This is a genomic window from Rhodobacteraceae bacterium Araon29 (assembly GCA_039640505.1).
Classification (GTDB): Bacteria; Pseudomonadota; Alphaproteobacteria; order Rhodobacterales; family Rhodobacteraceae; genus CABZJG01.
Window position 1 is genome coordinate 1,607,971 of sequence record CP046865.1, and the last position, 14,855, is coordinate 1,622,825.

Annotated in this window: 11 protein-coding genes; 8 read left to right on the plus strand and 3 right to left on the minus strand. The window is 46.9% G+C overall.

The features are described from left to right. Positions 1–18: 18 nt before the first annotated feature. Together GN278_07585 and GN278_07590 are read right to left on the minus strand one after the other, a co-directional pair. Complete coding sequence (locus GN278_07585) at positions 19–900, minus strand: ABC transporter permease subunit (GenBank protein XAT62589.1); 882 nt, start codon at positions 898–900, stop codon at positions 19–21. A gap of 2 nt (positions 901–902) precedes the next feature. Further along, positions 903–1,736, minus strand: coding sequence for an ABC transporter permease subunit (locus GN278_07590; protein ID XAT60682.1), 834 nt, complete (start codon positions 1,734–1,736; stop codon positions 903–905). A 156-nt stretch (positions 1,737–1,892) separates the two neighbouring features. On the opposite strand from GN278_07590, the gene GN278_07595 reads away from it, so the two are divergent. The 5 genes from GN278_07595 (at position 1,893) to GN278_07615 (ending at position 7,966) form a co-directional block, all read left to right on the plus strand. Then, positions 1,893–2,909, plus strand: coding sequence for a hypothetical protein (locus GN278_07595; protein XAT60683.1), 1,017 nt, complete (start codon positions 1,893–1,895; stop codon positions 2,907–2,909). A 679-nt stretch (positions 2,910–3,588) separates the two neighbouring features. Beyond that, on the plus strand, positions 3,589–4,773 hold the full coding sequence (locus GN278_07600; protein XAT62590.1) for an alpha-hydroxy-acid oxidizing protein: 1,185 nt from the start codon (positions 3,589–3,591) through the stop codon (positions 4,771–4,773). Continuing rightward, the gene (locus tag GN278_07605; GenBank protein ID XAT60684.1) at positions 4,770–6,500 is read left to right on the plus strand and encodes a thiamine pyrophosphate-binding protein; all 1,731 of its coding nucleotides are present in this window, start codon (positions 4,770–4,772) and stop codon (positions 6,498–6,500) included. The genes GN278_07600 and GN278_07605 overlap by 4 nt, the downstream gene beginning before the upstream one ends. Then, on the plus strand, positions 6,500–6,850 hold the full coding sequence (locus GN278_07610; GenBank protein XAT60685.1) for a hypothetical protein: 351 nt from the start codon (positions 6,500–6,502) through the stop codon (positions 6,848–6,850). Before GN278_07605 ends, GN278_07610 begins: the two co-directional genes overlap by 1 nt. A gap of 3 nt (positions 6,851–6,853) precedes the next feature. After that, on the plus strand, positions 6,854–7,966 hold the full coding sequence (locus tag GN278_07615) for a dimethylsulfoniopropionate demethylase (GenBank protein ID XAT60686.1): 1,113 nt from the start codon (positions 6,854–6,856) through the stop codon (positions 7,964–7,966). Between the two features lie 24 nt (positions 7,967–7,990). On the opposite strand, the gene GN278_07620 is transcribed toward GN278_07615, so the two are convergent. Further along, positions 7,991–8,119 (minus strand): DUF1330 domain-containing protein, encoded by a 129-nt coding sequence (locus tag GN278_07620; protein XAT60687.1) that lies wholly within the window; start codon positions 8,117–8,119, stop codon positions 7,991–7,993. 300 nt (positions 8,120–8,419) lie between these two features. On the opposite strand from GN278_07620, the gene GN278_07625 reads away from it, so the two are divergent. The 3 genes from GN278_07625 to GN278_07635 all read left to right on the plus strand — a co-directional run bounded on the left by GN278_07625 (position 8,420) and on the right by GN278_07635 (position 14,855). Beyond that, the gene (locus GN278_07625) at positions 8,420–11,164 is read left to right on the plus strand and encodes a DUF1800 family protein (protein XAT60688.1); all 2,745 of its coding nucleotides are present in this window, start codon (positions 8,420–8,422) and stop codon (positions 11,162–11,164) included. A 7-nt stretch (positions 11,165–11,171) separates the two neighbouring features. Next, positions 11,172–12,335: a DUF1501 domain-containing protein gene (locus GN278_07630; GenBank protein XAT60689.1), complete on the plus strand. Its 1,164-nt coding sequence runs from the start codon at positions 11,172–11,174 to the stop codon at positions 12,333–12,335. Positions 12,336–12,902: 567 nt separating this feature from the next. Then, positions 12,903–14,855 (plus strand): CocE/NonD family hydrolase, encoded by a 1,953-nt coding sequence (locus GN278_07635; GenBank protein XAT62591.1) that lies wholly within the window; start codon positions 12,903–12,905, stop codon positions 14,853–14,855.

A 14,855-nucleotide genomic window follows, 5' to 3' on the forward strand; every position in this document is an offset into this window, starting at 1 on the left:
TTTGGTTAGTTTCATTAATTATTCCTTGACCGAGCCCAGCGTGAGCCCGCGCACAAGATGTTTTTGAACCAATAAAATAAATACAAACGCTGGAATCATTGCGGCCGCCCCCAAGGCGGCCATGTTGCCCCAAGCCGTGCCAGTCGAGGTTACAAACGTCGATGAAACCACTGGCACAGTTTTCAACCCAGTTTGGGTTAAGGTCAGAACAAATATAAATTCAGTCCAAGAAAAGATAAAACAAAGCACCGCTGTTGCCGCCATCCCACCCTTGACAATCGGCAGCACAACGCGGCGGAAAATCAAAGCGCGGGATGCCCCATCCACCAAGGCACTTTCATCAATTTCTTTGGGTATATCATCAAAAAAGCTTTTCATTAGCAAAACGGCTAATGGCAAATTCATCAAAGCGTGGATCAATATCACCCCAGTATAAGTGTCGAGCAAACTCAGCTCTTTATAGATGAAAAAGACTGGTATCACGACGGCAACTGGCGGCATCATGCGGGTCGAAAGCACCCATGACACAAAATGATGCTGACCTGCGAATCTCATTCTACTCAGCGCATATGAGGCAAAAGTGGCAATCGTCAGTGCCAGAGCTGTTGAAAGGACGGCAATGACAATAGAATCCCATAAACGAGGCCCCATTTTCCAATTGCCGCCTCCAGGGAGAACTTCTCGCTGTTCGCCAAATCCAAATCCTAACGACAGTCCAAAAACTTCCTCAAAATTTCTGATTGTCGGCTTAAAGTCAAAGACTTGCGGCGGATAATTAAATATCTCACGTCCATCCTTGAAGGCCACAGTGAGCCAATAATAAAGCGGAAAGGCAAAGAGCATAACAATCGCCCATCCCGCCAATGTGCGCATCATTCGATATGACTTGGACTGGACCATCATCACCAACGAACCTTTGCGACATAAATAAATAGATTTGCCAAAATCAGGATCACTATCAGTGTAAACAGTGACAGCGTTGCCCCATATCCCCACTTGATAAAGCTGAAAGTCTGCTGCCACGAGTAAAGAGACAGGGTATAGGTCGCGGTTCCTGGGCCCCCGCTAGTCATGACAAAGACATAATCAAACATCCGAAAGATATCGATACCGCGTATCAGAACCGCAACCGCAATCACTTTACTTAACAATGGTAAAGTAATTCGGCGGAACACGGTGAAACCTGATGCCCCATCTAACATCGCAGCCTCATAAGGTTCTGCCGGCAGCGCGCGCAATCCAGCCAGAAATATCAACACCATAAAGGGGGTCCATTGCCAAATATCGGCCAGCATTACCCCCCAAAGCGCCGTGGATGAAGTTGCTAAAATTGGGGTGGATTTATCTAAGATACCCAGAAGGTCGAGCACATAGGTCAAGACCCCAAATTCCGGATCTTCGATTAAAAGATACATCATGCCCACAATAGCGGGCGGCACTACTAGAGTGAGGGTCAATACGGTGCGAAGCAGTTCAAAACCAAACTCTTCCGCGTCTAGTAGCAAGGCGATGGCCATCCCAAGCACCAATTCAATCGCCAAGACAAAAACGAAATAGAAGACTGTTGTGCCCAAAGCGCCCCACATACGACTGTCAGAAAATAATTTTTGCCAATTCAATAGGCCGACGAACTCTAACTCGCGGCGGAAAAGGGAATATTCATGGAAACTTAGCCAAATGTTATAAATCACAGGAATGATGGTGAATGCCACCAGCATCATTATTAAAGGGGCCATCCAAATAAATGGCCGATCAGACGAAAACACTCCAGATAGCAAGAGCTGCTTCTCCTTACCGATTCTTAATTACACCGCACGCTCATAGTTGCTTAATATGCTCAATTGTGCAACAAATTTTAAATCAATGCACATTTGTGCAAATTAATCTCTTGGATGGATCGACAGGCATGTCCTTCAATCAGAGTGCTAAGGTTAGGAGTTCTAAGTATGTATAAGCCTTTGAAAAAGAGTGCCCAGCTTAGTGGATCAAATGACGAAACATTGGCCCGAGTTTCGCATCTTTACTATGTGCTTGGACTTACACAGAATGAAATCGCCAAACGCCTAGCAATCACCCGGTTTAAAGTACATCGTCTGTTGGTGCGCGCGCGCGAAAAAGGAATGGTTAGAATCGAAATCGACGTCCCTTATGCAGCGCGGTTTGAACTGGAAAGCGCATTGATGGAAGCCTATGGATTAAGTGCAGCTTTTGTGTTTCCTTCCGATGCATCTGATGATGTGTCAGTTTCTGAAGTCATTGGAATTTATGCGGCCAATGTTGCGGCTGGATTTATCAAAGATGGGATGACCGTCGCTACATCATGGGGCCAGACCTTGCGAGCGCTGGCAATAGCGATGGAGCCAAACCCGGCACATGACTTATCAGTAGTCTCAATGATTGGAAGTCTTTCAACCAGATCTGGTCAAGATAAATATGAAGCTGCCACGGTACTCGCCGAGCGTCTTGGGGCAGAGTGTTTCTATCTTCCTGGCCCAATTTTATGTGATACCATGGCCGCCAAAGAAATCATAAATGCCCAGCCAGCGGCGCAGATTGCAATGGAAAAATCTAAAACGGCTCACCTTGCGCTGCTCAGTATTGGTGGACGCGAAATGAGCAGCATAAAAGACGCAGCCTTTCTATCTGATGAAATGTATCAACAAGCACTTGATGCCGGCGCTATCGGAAATTTTTTGGGCCGGTTTATTGGCGCCGACGGAGCGCCCATTCAGCATGATTTGAATAGATTATCTGTGGGAATTGATCCCGATAGCATCCATGACATACCTTGCCGAATACTTTGCGCTGGTGGCTCTCATAAAGTTGCAGCCATGAAAGCTGTTTTGCTTCGCGATGTAGCGACGGTTCTTGTCACTAATGACCAAACAGCTCGCGCATTACTGAAATAGATCACCAAATCTGTGAGGATCAGTGGCAACTTTGTAAAGTTGCCTTGATTATAGGAAAATTGAATGCGTCGCTTGCATTTCTTAAAGCTGGAAGACGTGGTAAAAGTTCTAGCCGCGTGTGATCGCTAATGTTGCAAAAAACTGGCCAATCGCCTGATAGCAGAGACTGGTATGTGTCTATCATCAGGCACTGGGCTACTGAGATTTAATCGCAATAATCAAAAATTGCGAACCTGATGTGGGAAATATCAAAGGGCGCTTTCTACGTGAAACTGGTTAAAAAACTGAGATACCATGAGCAAAAGACCCTGATTGGATATGTGGTTAGGAGCGGAGCTATTTGTTGTCTAGGACTTCACCAATATGCACTGACGGTTGCTCGTATCAGTCATAAGGTGCAACAGCAAACGCTGACTCCGCTACGGCCATAGACGCGTCTGGGGCAGCTTTGGGCTTAAAGATAATCAACGATGAGCATGTGTTTGGCTTCATTCAATTTGACCTGTGGCCAAGCCTACGGCGCTTTGGAATTCAATTGATGGTAAGATAAACTAAAGATTAATAAATGGATTATTTTCTGTCGATCAAATTAATAGAATTGTATCACAAATTATGATCTGCTAGCAGTTTCAAAGCGCACTTTTTCAAGGGCTATCGTTTGGACAAAAAAGACCCAAAAATTGTACCAAGCCGACGTGTCTACGGATGCGTTTCTGCGCGTATCACCGCGCAGAAAAAATTACCTAAATTGATATTTGATTTTATTGATGGGGCTGCAGGTCGTGAAACTGGCTTAAAAAACAACCAAGCCGCCTTTGACCGCCTCAAATTGAAGCCTCGCGTATTGTCAAAGGAAACTCAGCAGTCCTTGGCAACAGAATTTTTGGGGCAGTCATATAACCTGCCGTTTGGCATCGCGCCGATGGGAATGTGCAACCTATCCCATCCCAGAGCCGATTATTTGATGGCGCAGGCTGCACAGCGTTTGAAATTTCCGGTAACCCTGTCCTCTGCTGGCTCAAGCAGCATCGAAGACATGCGCAATTGGGCCGGCGATAATGCGTGGTTTCAACTTTATGTGACGCCGCCCATGGAGCATAGCCTTTCGTTGGTGCACCGAGCTCAGGATGCTGGCTATCGCAATTTAATTTTGACAGTGGATGTGCCAAAAGTCAGCCGCCGGCTGCGAGATATCAAAAATGGCTTTCAAATGCCATTTAAATTGCGCACGCGGCAATTTTTTGATTTTGCCACCCACCCCGCATGGAGTCTGCGCCTATTGGCGGCAGGCAGGCCAAAACCCGTCAACTTTCCCCAAAACGGATTGGGGTTTGACCGCGATGCCAGCCGTGCCATGGCAGATTGGGATTTTCTTGCCCGCCTGCGCGATCAATGGCAGGGCAATTTAATTGTAAAGGGCGTAACAGCCCCCGAGGATGCTTTACGGATCAAATCGACGGGAGCAGATGCGGTATATGTCTCCAATCATGGCGGCCGTCAGCTGGACAGCGTACCGGCAGCGATTGATCTTATAGGACCAATTAGAGAGGCTGTCGGCCGAGAATATCCTGTGGTGTTTGACAGCGGGGTACGCGATGCAGAAGATATTCTAAAGGCTTTGGCGAGCGGTGCAGACTTTGTCATGCTTGGGCGGCCAAATTTATTCGCGCTTGCCGCAGATGGCGCAGCCGGACTGGAAAGTCTTTATGCAGCTTTACGGTATGATCTTTCGGTTGCGATGGCGCAAATCGGCGTCGAGACGATTGGGCAGATTGGATATCATAATTTATCACAGGATACGCAGATGATGACCGCTCACACTGACGCCGCCGCATCCGCGAAGGCAAAAGGTAAAAAACCATGAACGAGCAGTCTATGATACGCGGCGGTGAAATTTTAGCCAGAGCGCTAAAGGAAAAAGGTGCAGAGCATGTATTTACTCTTGCAGGTGGATTTTGCAATCCGGCTTTAGAAGGGTTCATGAAATCCCAAATGCCGGTCATCAATTGCCCGCATGAGCAAGTGGCCGGCCATTTGGCTGACGGGCATACACGCATCACCCGAAAGCCTGCCATATGTCTGGTGGGTCCAGAAGGGTTTGCCAATGCGGTTCCGGCCATGCTTGAAGCCGGCGGCGAACGTGCGCCAGTGATATTCGTCACCGGATCGTCAACATTAAAACGTCAAGGCGCCGGTGGATTTAAGGAAATTGACGATGTGGCCATTGCTGCGCCCTTGGTAAAATATTCTGTGCAGATCACAGATGGCGAACGGATTAGTGAATTTGTTGACCGCGCATGGACAGCGGCCACAACCGGTTACCCCGGCCCGGTTCATATCAGTCTACCAGTGGATTTGATGTTTTCAAGCTTTGAAGCGGATGCAGGGCGTGATGAACGGCCCTTTGATCGCAGTGACCGCCAACCACCCCGTGCCTGGCCGGACCCGGCGGTTATGAACGCTATACTCGAGCGGTTATCCGCGGCAGAGCGCCCGGTTATTATCGCAGGCCATGGGGTTTGGTGGTCAGGTGCGGAAACCGCGTTGGAAACCTGTGCTGTGGCACTTAAAATTCCAGTGTTTAATGTCCCCTATCATCAAAAGCTCTTGGGAGAGGAAAGCCCAGCCTATATGGGGCTGGCTGATTTTCACCAATACCACCCCTCAAAGGCGGCGTTTCATCAGGCCGATGTCATTCTGATGGTGGGCGGGCGGTTGGACAATCAGATGAATTTTGGTAACCCTCCGTTTTTTCCGGCCTCCAGCCATTTGATTTGTATCAATGGCAGCCATGAAGAGCTTGAATATAACCGTGGTGCTGACACAGTTTTGCTAAGTGATCCTGGGGCATTTTTTGACGCTGTAAGCAAAGTTGGAAAAACCTGGGAAACCTGGTTCGAGCAGCAGCGGGATCGTCGCAATACATGGGTGAACGACTGGTTTGATCATATAGATACCGAAACCCGCGCGGATACGGAAGCCGGGCAGAATATGCATCCGCTTCAATTATCTTTGGATGTGCAATCACATCTCGGCCCCCAAGACTGGCTTGTTTTTGATGGTGGCAACACCCACTTCTGGTCTGAGATTGCTGTCAATATGGCCGGCTGGAAGGGCCAAAAGCTTGGCGGCATACTGCACCCGGGAAATTACAGTTTGCTCGGCGTTGGTGTAAGCTTTGCAATTTCTGCCAAAGCCGCGCACCCGGATCAAAATGTGGTTTTAATCTCTGGTGACGGCGCGTTTCTATCCGGAGGTCTATCAATAGAGGCTGCGTTTCAAGAAGGGCTGCCGATCACGGTGGTGATAGACAATAACGGGGGGCTAGATTGCATCAGTCAGCAGCAAGAACGGCTGTTTTCAAATGGGGCACATTTTGCCACTGATTTTCGCGATATCCCGTTCCATACAATGTTTGAAGGATTGGGCGGACATGGAGAATTGGTTGAACGGCGGGATCAATTGGGACCAGCTCTAACGCGCGCCATGCAAAGTGGTAAAACAGCCTGTGTAAATGTTAAATGCCGTGGGGTGATTAGCCCAATCGTTGCGGCAACCTCGGATAAACGGGATAAGGCGTCGATAGAATAATGTCTCTTGTTAGCTCACATACATTAAACGGGGTTGATGGCACACATGCGGGCCATATCCCTGTTCGCCTTGTCCACGTTGGATCTCAAAAAGTACTTTTTGAAACACACATGGATGACGGTGGGCGACTCTCGCAATATATAGACAGCTCAGAGATTGACGCAGACGGACAGTATGAGTTGGCTTTTGATACTACCGCGTACTGGCAAAGCCGCAACTTGCCACGCAAACGGGCGCAAATCATGGATCAGATCGTCATTCGATTTTCAATGCCCGACCCCGAAGGGCAGTACCATATTCCTGTGATCCTAAGCCCCAATTCTTATTCCGTTTGGTGGTCAGGAGAATAAGACATGGCTGATGGTTTGAATATGTCGCGCCGTATCCGGCGCACCCCTTATACAGACAGGGTAGAAGCCGCAGGCGTGCGGGGCTTTTCCGTGGTCAACCATATGCTGCTGCCAAAGGCCTTTGCGCGGAGCGTCGAAGAGGACTACTGGCACCTAAAAGAGTATGCCCAAATTTGGGACGTCTCATGCCAAAGACAAGTGGAAATTTCCGGCCCGGATGCAGCTAAGCTGGTGCAGTGGATGACCCCGCGCAATATATCAAAGGCAAAAATAGGAGAGTGCCTTTATATACCTATTTTGGATGATCAAGCGGGTTTGATCAACGATCCGGTTCTGTTGAAGTTGGCCGGGGATCGTTTTTGGCTGTCCATCGCGGACAGCGATGTTCTGCTGTATGCCAAAGGGCTCGCCCTTGGCAGGGGCCTTGATGTGATCGTTCACGAACCTGATGTTTACCCACTTGCCATCCAAGGGCCACGCGCAGAGGCGCTGCTTTCCGAGTTGTTTGGTGCAGAAATTCAAAAAATCGGGTTCTTTAAATTTGGCTGGATTGATATTTTCGGCACTCGGCAACTTATTGCTAGGTCTGGCTATTCGCGCCAAGGTGGGTTTGAAATTTACCTAAATGGTGCATCGTTGGGCGGCCCTTTGTGGGATAAGATTTGGCAGGCAGGTCAAAGCTATAATATCTCGCCCGGCTGCCCAAATCTTATTGAGCGTATCGAAGGTGGACTGTTATCCTACGGCAACGAAATGACGTCTGAAACCAATCCTTTGGAAATTGGGTTGGGAAAATATTGCAGCCTTGACGGGACGGTTGAGTTTATTGGGCGCCCCGCGCTTGAGAAAATCGCAGCGGCCGGTCCCGACCGTTTGATACATGGCGTTGTTTTTGACGCGCCGGCCTGTCCGACATGCTCTGTTCCTTGGCCCGTGCGGGTTGGTGAAAACCGTGTTGGAGCCATTACATCGGCGATATATTCCCCACGGCTGAAGAAAAATATTGGGCTGTCCTTGATAGAAAAAGGGTATTGGACGCCCGGACGAAAAGTATCCGTAGAACTTCCTGATGGTTCAGCAAGACAGGGTGAATTATCCGCTCTGCCTTTCGAGTGATATTCGAGCATTTAAGGCAGTAAGCTAACCAGGTTTCGACTGAAATATGGTTTTCAAGCTGGTAGCGGCTGACATGCGCACTGTTTTGGCTTGGGCATATCCCTTTGAATGACACCACTCATGTGCTGCTTCAAAAGATGGAAATTGGATCACGGCATTTCGATCCCCGGGTGGTGTGACTTAATAGTTGATCGAGCAGCGTCCGGGCACAATGAAGGTACCACCGTAATGTTCAATTGTTGGTAAAACCATTTTTATGCGTTTTTTGCACATCGCCGAAGTTGATCAACGCCTTTTTACTTTTGCATGGTTGTTTTTTGCAAGATTATAACCACCCGTCAATAATCATATTACTTGTGCTCCCTCACATCTAAAGTAAGTTAGAAAGGGTTCGTAGATAATTTCCGACAATTTGGAAAGATATTGAAAACATTTCTGATTGATGTAGCGTGATTGGGACTTTTTCATACAAGGAGCAAAAATCTGTTTCGATTTATTGTTTATATTTTTTTATTTATCACCGGCAGTTCTGGTTTTGCAGATACGATCGCAAAACGCGTACAAATCTATTTGAATCTGTCTGGCTATAATGCCGGTACGATTGATGGAATAATTGGGCCTAAAACCCGGCAATCAATCATTGTGGCTTACAATGAAGCAGGTTTTGAATTCGATAATATAATTGACGAAGAAGACCTATCCCAACTACGGCAAATCTACTTTGATAATGGCCGACAATCATGGCTAATGAATCCTTTGCTTTCCAAAGTCATGGATGTGGCAGATGCAAGGCATTTTTTGGAAAGAACTGGGATCGGCGCAAATCCATTTGATATTCAAAATCTGGTGGGTGTACCACGCGCCGACGCTATTCATGCGCTTCTCAGTCAAATGGATGGCACTGTTCAAAGCCCTTTGCCTGATTTTGTTTTTGACACTGACACCGAATACTGGGTTCGTTGGGATTATGATGAGCCTGGACGACAATCGTTTCGTGTCGCGCGGGATAGAGAAATTGCAGAGTTCCGCACATGGTGGATTCGCGAGATGATTGAGACTACAAAACCCCAAAACGAAAGGCTGTTATTATTTTGGACGGATCACTTTCCGGTTGAATATTCGGCGATAGACGAAGAGGCTTTTTCCATTGCCAAACAACATCTGATGTTTCGTCAACATGGGTTTGGAAATTTCAAAACATTGATCAAAGCAATAATTCGTGACCCAGCCATGCTCAATTATCTGAATGGTGAAAATAATAATAAGAAAGCTCCAAATGAAAATCTTGCGCGTGAATTAATGGAGCTCTTCGTTTTAGGTGAGGGCACGTATGATGAAACTACAGTTAAAGAAGCGGCGCGCGCTTTAACTGGTAAAAGAATCAACCGTATGAAAGGCTTCGAATATCACCTTCATCCACGCCGACATGACCAGACCACCAAAACACTTTTTGGAAAAACGGGACATTTTGACGGCGATGATTTGATTGATATATTGTTTGCACAGCCTACTGTCAGCCATTTTATCACCGAAAAGCTTTGGTCCTATTATGTTTCGGAGACCGATCAAAACCAATCTGAGATTGACCACATTTCGAAAGCTTTTTGGAATTCGAACTTTGAAATTCCAGTGCTTCTGGCCGAATTGTTTTCCTCACCGTCCTTTTGGGCTGATCAATCAAGAGCCACAATTGTAAAGTCACCGGTTGATTTGGTTATCGGAACCATTCGCTCTACTGGCTATCTACCCGTTGATTGGCAAAGTAGTGGCAGTGCAATGGCTAATCTAGGTCAGCATCTCTTTGAACCGCCAAATATTGCTGGCTGGTCAAGAGGAGCGGGGTGGGTTACCCCGGCCAGTTTACTGAATAGAACAAAATTCGTGACTGACTTTTTTGCGAAAGAAGGCTCAAGCCTTGCTGATCTGGCAACAGATAGTCCTGAAATGATGTTAAACAGACCAGATAAAATTATTGTGCGCTATGGTGCAGAGAACTTTGAAGGTCCGCCTAAATTCAAAGTAAAATTATTGAAGAAGAAAGAGGGTAAAAGTTATGCGGTCAATGTTTGGCGATCAAAAACGATCACAGCAAAAGGCGGGCATGATACGGGACTTTTTGGCCGCGTTGAAAGAAGTCAAATCCCTTGGGTGATTATGGATTTAGATTATGATCCTAGCACTAGTTTTGACGCTGTAGCGATTGAGTTTATGAATGATCATTGTTGTGGGCCTGGTGGATCGGATTCAGGTGACCGCAACCTATTCATCGAGTGGGTAAAGGTCGGTGATAAGTTATTCTTAGCGCAAGACGGGGAACAGATATCTGGATGCAAAAACGGCAACCAAAATCCAGGGCATTTGCATTGCTCAGGCATTGTGAAAATGAGCCAAGGCGAAAATATTACCCAAGAAAAAACGCCGCCTGACTATCAAGAAAATCAGTTGGTGATCGAGCGCGCAACTTTTTTCCATGGGAAAAAATATGACCCCCAAAAAAATTGGAACGAGATCAGTTTGGGGCTTTTAAATGTCGATTTTAATCATCATTGGCAATCTGGAATGCGGGTGAACTTAATCGTGGAAAATAATAATGAGATTTTCCTAGAAATTAACGATTTAGAATGCTCTGATACTTGTTTGCAGGGTAAATGGCCTAAATCTGCGCATAAAGGGCGTTTGGATCAAAAGTTCATTCGGATTTCCTTGGGACCGCGTGAAACTAGGCAAACTCGCCAAAACTTTGAACAGCTCAGCCAATTGGATAAGCTCTTTGTCGCAGCCCTTTGGCAAGCTATGCCAGACCTACTTGTTGCAATGCAGGCAGGGCGCAATTTTGATAGAAGAAATGGAAAAGAAGTCTTGGCAAGTTGGAGCAAAAAATTTGCTCATATGGAGCGAAGGCTGCGGAATTCTCGATATGTAATCCGTTATCCGGTTCCAAAGGTAAGGATCGCAAAAGACACCCGTAAAAAGGCTGATGGAATGATGGCAATGGCGATGTCGGCAATTAAAATTACCCCACCGGTGCCAGCTTCGCACATCTTTGTAGAAACAAACATAGAATGGGAACAGATGCTAAGTGAAATGTTTTTGGACGATGAGATTGCAAACGCAATTTTAGCGCTGCCACCAATATCCGTTTCAATTCAGGGTTCTCCGACGGATTTCATCGCAGATCCTGTTTATCATTTAAAGTGAGGGCAATATGCACAGACGCTTTATTTTGAATTCCTTATTATCTGGACTTATTTTACCGCTCGTGCCGGTAAAATTAGCATCAGCTGCTGCAAAGACAGGGCGCCGGATAGTTTTAATTGAATTGTCTGGCGCCAATGACGGGCTAAATACCGTTATTCCTTTCGCCAATGACAGATATTTTAATCTTCGACCAAACTTGGCTATCGAAACAAAAGATCGCTTTAGTATTTCAAATTCTCTGGCGCTTCACAGTGCATTATCAGACCTTGGAGAAATTTGGGAACGCGGCCAATTGGCCATTATTCAGGGCCTCGGGTATCCAGGAGCCAATCGGTCACATTTCAAATCTATTGCCCTATGGGAAACAGGAGGGGATGGCTCAGGCTCTGGCAAAACCGGTTGGCTTACCGAAGATATTGAAGGCCTGGGAACTACTCATGATTTTGATGCGCATGGTATTAGTTTAGATGGTGGGATGGGCGTTTTTACTTCAAAAAATGGTGTATGGTTATCAATGACGTCTGCAGAGCAGTTTAAGCGCTTAAGCAAAACGACACTGACAGCTAAGTCAACATCTCAAAATCCAGCTCTTGAAATGCTTTTAACGCGCGCTGCGGCTTTGAATTCATCAATGGAAAGTATTACAAACAAACTCAGCAGCTCGCGAAGCCGTCATTTCAAAATTCGTGCCGGAGATTTGGGGCGTCAACTCTCTCTTGCATCTACGCTTATTGCTGCTGGTATAGATACACCAGTTTTAAAAGTTAAAATTGATGGCTTCGACACCCATGAAAATCAATCTTGGCGGCATCAGCGTCTTTTGGAAAACCTTGGTCGCGCCCTGTCTGGTTTTGCCCAACAAATGCAAAAAATTGGCCAGTGGGACAACACATTGGTTTTAACATATTCTGAGTTTGGTCGGCGCGCTGTTGAGAATTCAACAAACGGTACTGACCATGGCACTGCCGCCCCGCATTTTTTGTCAGGTGGTGCTATCAACGGCGGGATTTATGGTAAACACCCAAGCTTATCCGCGCTTATTGATGGTGATATGCAATTTACTATGGATTATCGGTCTGTTTATGAGTGGATTCTTTCACAATGGTTTGAAATAGAAAACAACAGATTTTCTCAGTATCGGACAGCTAAATTGAATTCACTAATGACATAATTAGAAACAAAATTTATTATTTTATTAAATTAACTCAATATTACAGAGTGTTAGTTTGAGCTCTATTGAAGTAAAGAACTTCCAAAAACGTTGTAGCTGAAGTCAGCACAAAAAATATGCTTGCCTTGAAGCCATTAGTTTAAGTGATCATCCTTTCGAAAGTAAAGGCGAATAGGTCAGCAATAATTTTTTTGTCTTTTCTCTTCTTTCTATACATGCACGAACCCATGCCGGAAACTCAATTTAATCTTCAGATATAGATGCGGTAATAGGGCATTCCAACGTACTTTTACCGCAGTGGGAATTCCAAAGGCCCTATCGCGGCGTCAGACCTTGATATCATCCTGTTCTAAGCAGCCGCTGTGGAATTCAAACTTTAGGCTACTAGCCTTCACAAGTTTGAAATTTCAACATGGCGGTTGGGATTGAATTTGTAAAAAAATTGTATCATCCTCAAGAGAGTAGACCTCGATAATCAGCAGACCGCAGTGATATGTTTAAGAGCTCATCCACTGAAAGCGAGAGGCAAAAATGGCCAAAATAAATGAAATTATAGAACATCCCGACATGGCAATTGAGATGCCGGATGGATGCCGGTTATCCGCCCGCGTCTGGATGCCCGCCAATGCGATAGACTCGCCCGTTCCCGCCATTTTAGAGTTTCTTCCCTATCGCAAACGTGATGGAACAACTGCACGCGATTGCCTCACTCATCCTTATTTTGCAAAAAATGGGTATGCCTGTGTTCGAGTGGATATGCGCGGCAATGGCGATAGCCAAGGCATCATGGAGGATGAATATACCGAGCAAGAACTTAGCGATGCTGAGGCAACCATCGCCTGGCTCGCGCAGCAAGCTTGGTGCAGCGGCAGCGTTGGAATGATGGGGATAAGTTGGGGCGGGTTTAATTCACTGCAAGTGGCTGCCCGTCAGCCATCAGCTTTAAAGGCCATAATTACGCTCTGTTCGACGGTCGACAGATATGCGGATGATATTCATTTCAAAGGCGGATGCCTGTTAAATGAAAATCTTGGCTGGGGATCGACCATGTGGGCCTATTCATCCCGTGCGCCCGACCCTGCTTTGGTGGGGGATGCGTGGCGCGATATGTGGCTGGCTCGACTTGAGGCAGATCCATTTTTACCAGCGGTCTGGCTTTCTCATCAGAACCGAGATGCCTATTGGGAACATGGCTCAATCTGCGAGGATTATTCCACGATCAAGGCGGCCACGTTGGCCGTTGGCGGGTGGGGGGATGGGTATAAAAATACAGTCTCCCATTTGGTCGAAAACCTATCTGCGCCTGTGAAAGGGATCATTGGACCATGGGTGCATAAATATCCGCATTTCGCCGTGCCAGAGCCGCGCATTGGGTTTTTACACGAAGCGCTGCGTTGGTGGGACCATTGGTTGAAAGGAAAAGATACCGGGGTCAACAAAGACCCTGATTATACAGCCTATCTCATGGACGGTGTGCGGCCAAAGACTTGGTATGAGCAGCGAACGGGTCATTGGATTGCCTCGAACAACTGGCCGGATGAACTTGGCCATGATCATTGGCACCTGCAGCCCGGGAGTGTTCTTGCAGGGCAGGCGGCCGACTTAAGCGAGCTTATTGCATCGCCGCAAACCTGTGGGGCGGCCTCGGGCGAATATTGCGCTATTTGGCTCGGTCCGGAAATGCCTGGGGATCAACGCAGCGACGATGCCGTATCAGCGTGTTATACATCCGCACCGCTGATACAGGATTTGGACATTGTGGGCGCTCCAAAAGTCACGCTAAAACTGAGCGCAAATAAACCAGCCGCACAGATTGCTGTGCGTTTAAATCATGTACATCCAGACGGGGCATCAACGCGCATCACCTATGGAGTTTTGAATTTATGCCACCGCAATGGCCACGATACCGCCGTAGCTTTGGTGCCGGATGAGACTATTGAAATTTCCCTAAATCTTGATCAAATCGCATACCGTGTTCCGCGGGGGCACTCTATTCGGGTCGCAATTTCATCCAATTACTGGCCGTTACTCTGGCCGGTCCCTGAGCCTGCTGAACTGTACTTAAAGGCAGGCGTGATTGATATCCCCAATCGGCCAAGCGGGACCACGGATGAAAGAATATTTCCACAACCCGAAACTGATGCGCCATGGGAAGTTATGACCATCCGTCAGCCTAGTCATCAAAGGCGCCATACCACGGATATGGTGAACGGATCAGAAACGCTTGAGATTATTGATGATTTTGGATCTGTAAAGGACTTGGATCATGGGTTATTCAACGGGGGGGTGGCCCGGGAATGGTGGACAATTCACCCTGATGATCCGCTCTGTGCAAACGGCCAAACACACTGGACCTGTGAAAATAGCCGTGGTGATTGGTCTGTACGAACAGAAACATATGCAAAGATGGTTTCAGATGCAGATTACTTTTATCTTACAGCACGCCTAGAGGCTTATGAAAATGATGCTTTGGTCTTTGAAAAAGACATCTCAGAACAGATTAAAAGGGATCTCAGGTAG

What these genes read in the sequence shown, in the direction of transcription:
- GN278_07585 (XAT62589.1), bottom strand. Translation starts at nt 900, where the DNA reads ATGGTCCAGTCCAAGTCATATCGAATGATGCGCACATTGGCGGGATGG.
- GN278_07590 (XAT60682.1), bottom strand. Translation starts at nt 1,736, where the DNA reads ATGGCCCCTTTAATAATGATGCTGGTGGCATTCACCATCATTCCTGTG.
- GN278_07595 (XAT60683.1), top strand. Translation starts at nt 1,893, where the DNA reads ATGGATCGACAGGCATGTCCTTCAATCAGAGTGCTAAGGTTAGGAGTT.
- GN278_07605 (XAT60684.1), top strand. Translation starts at nt 4,770, where the DNA reads ATGAACGAGCAGTCTATGATACGCGGCGGTGAAATTTTAGCCAGAGCG.
- GN278_07610 (XAT60685.1), top strand. Translation starts at nt 6,500, where the DNA reads ATGTCTCTTGTTAGCTCACATACATTAAACGGGGTTGATGGCACACAT.
- GN278_07615 (XAT60686.1), top strand. Translation starts at nt 6,854, where the DNA reads ATGGCTGATGGTTTGAATATGTCGCGCCGTATCCGGCGCACCCCTTAT.
- GN278_07630 (XAT60689.1), top strand. Translation starts at nt 11,172, where the DNA reads ATGCACAGACGCTTTATTTTGAATTCCTTATTATCTGGACTTATTTTA.
- GN278_07635 (XAT62591.1), top strand. Translation starts at nt 12,903, where the DNA reads ATGGCAATTGAGATGCCGGATGGATGCCGGTTATCCGCCCGCGTCTGG.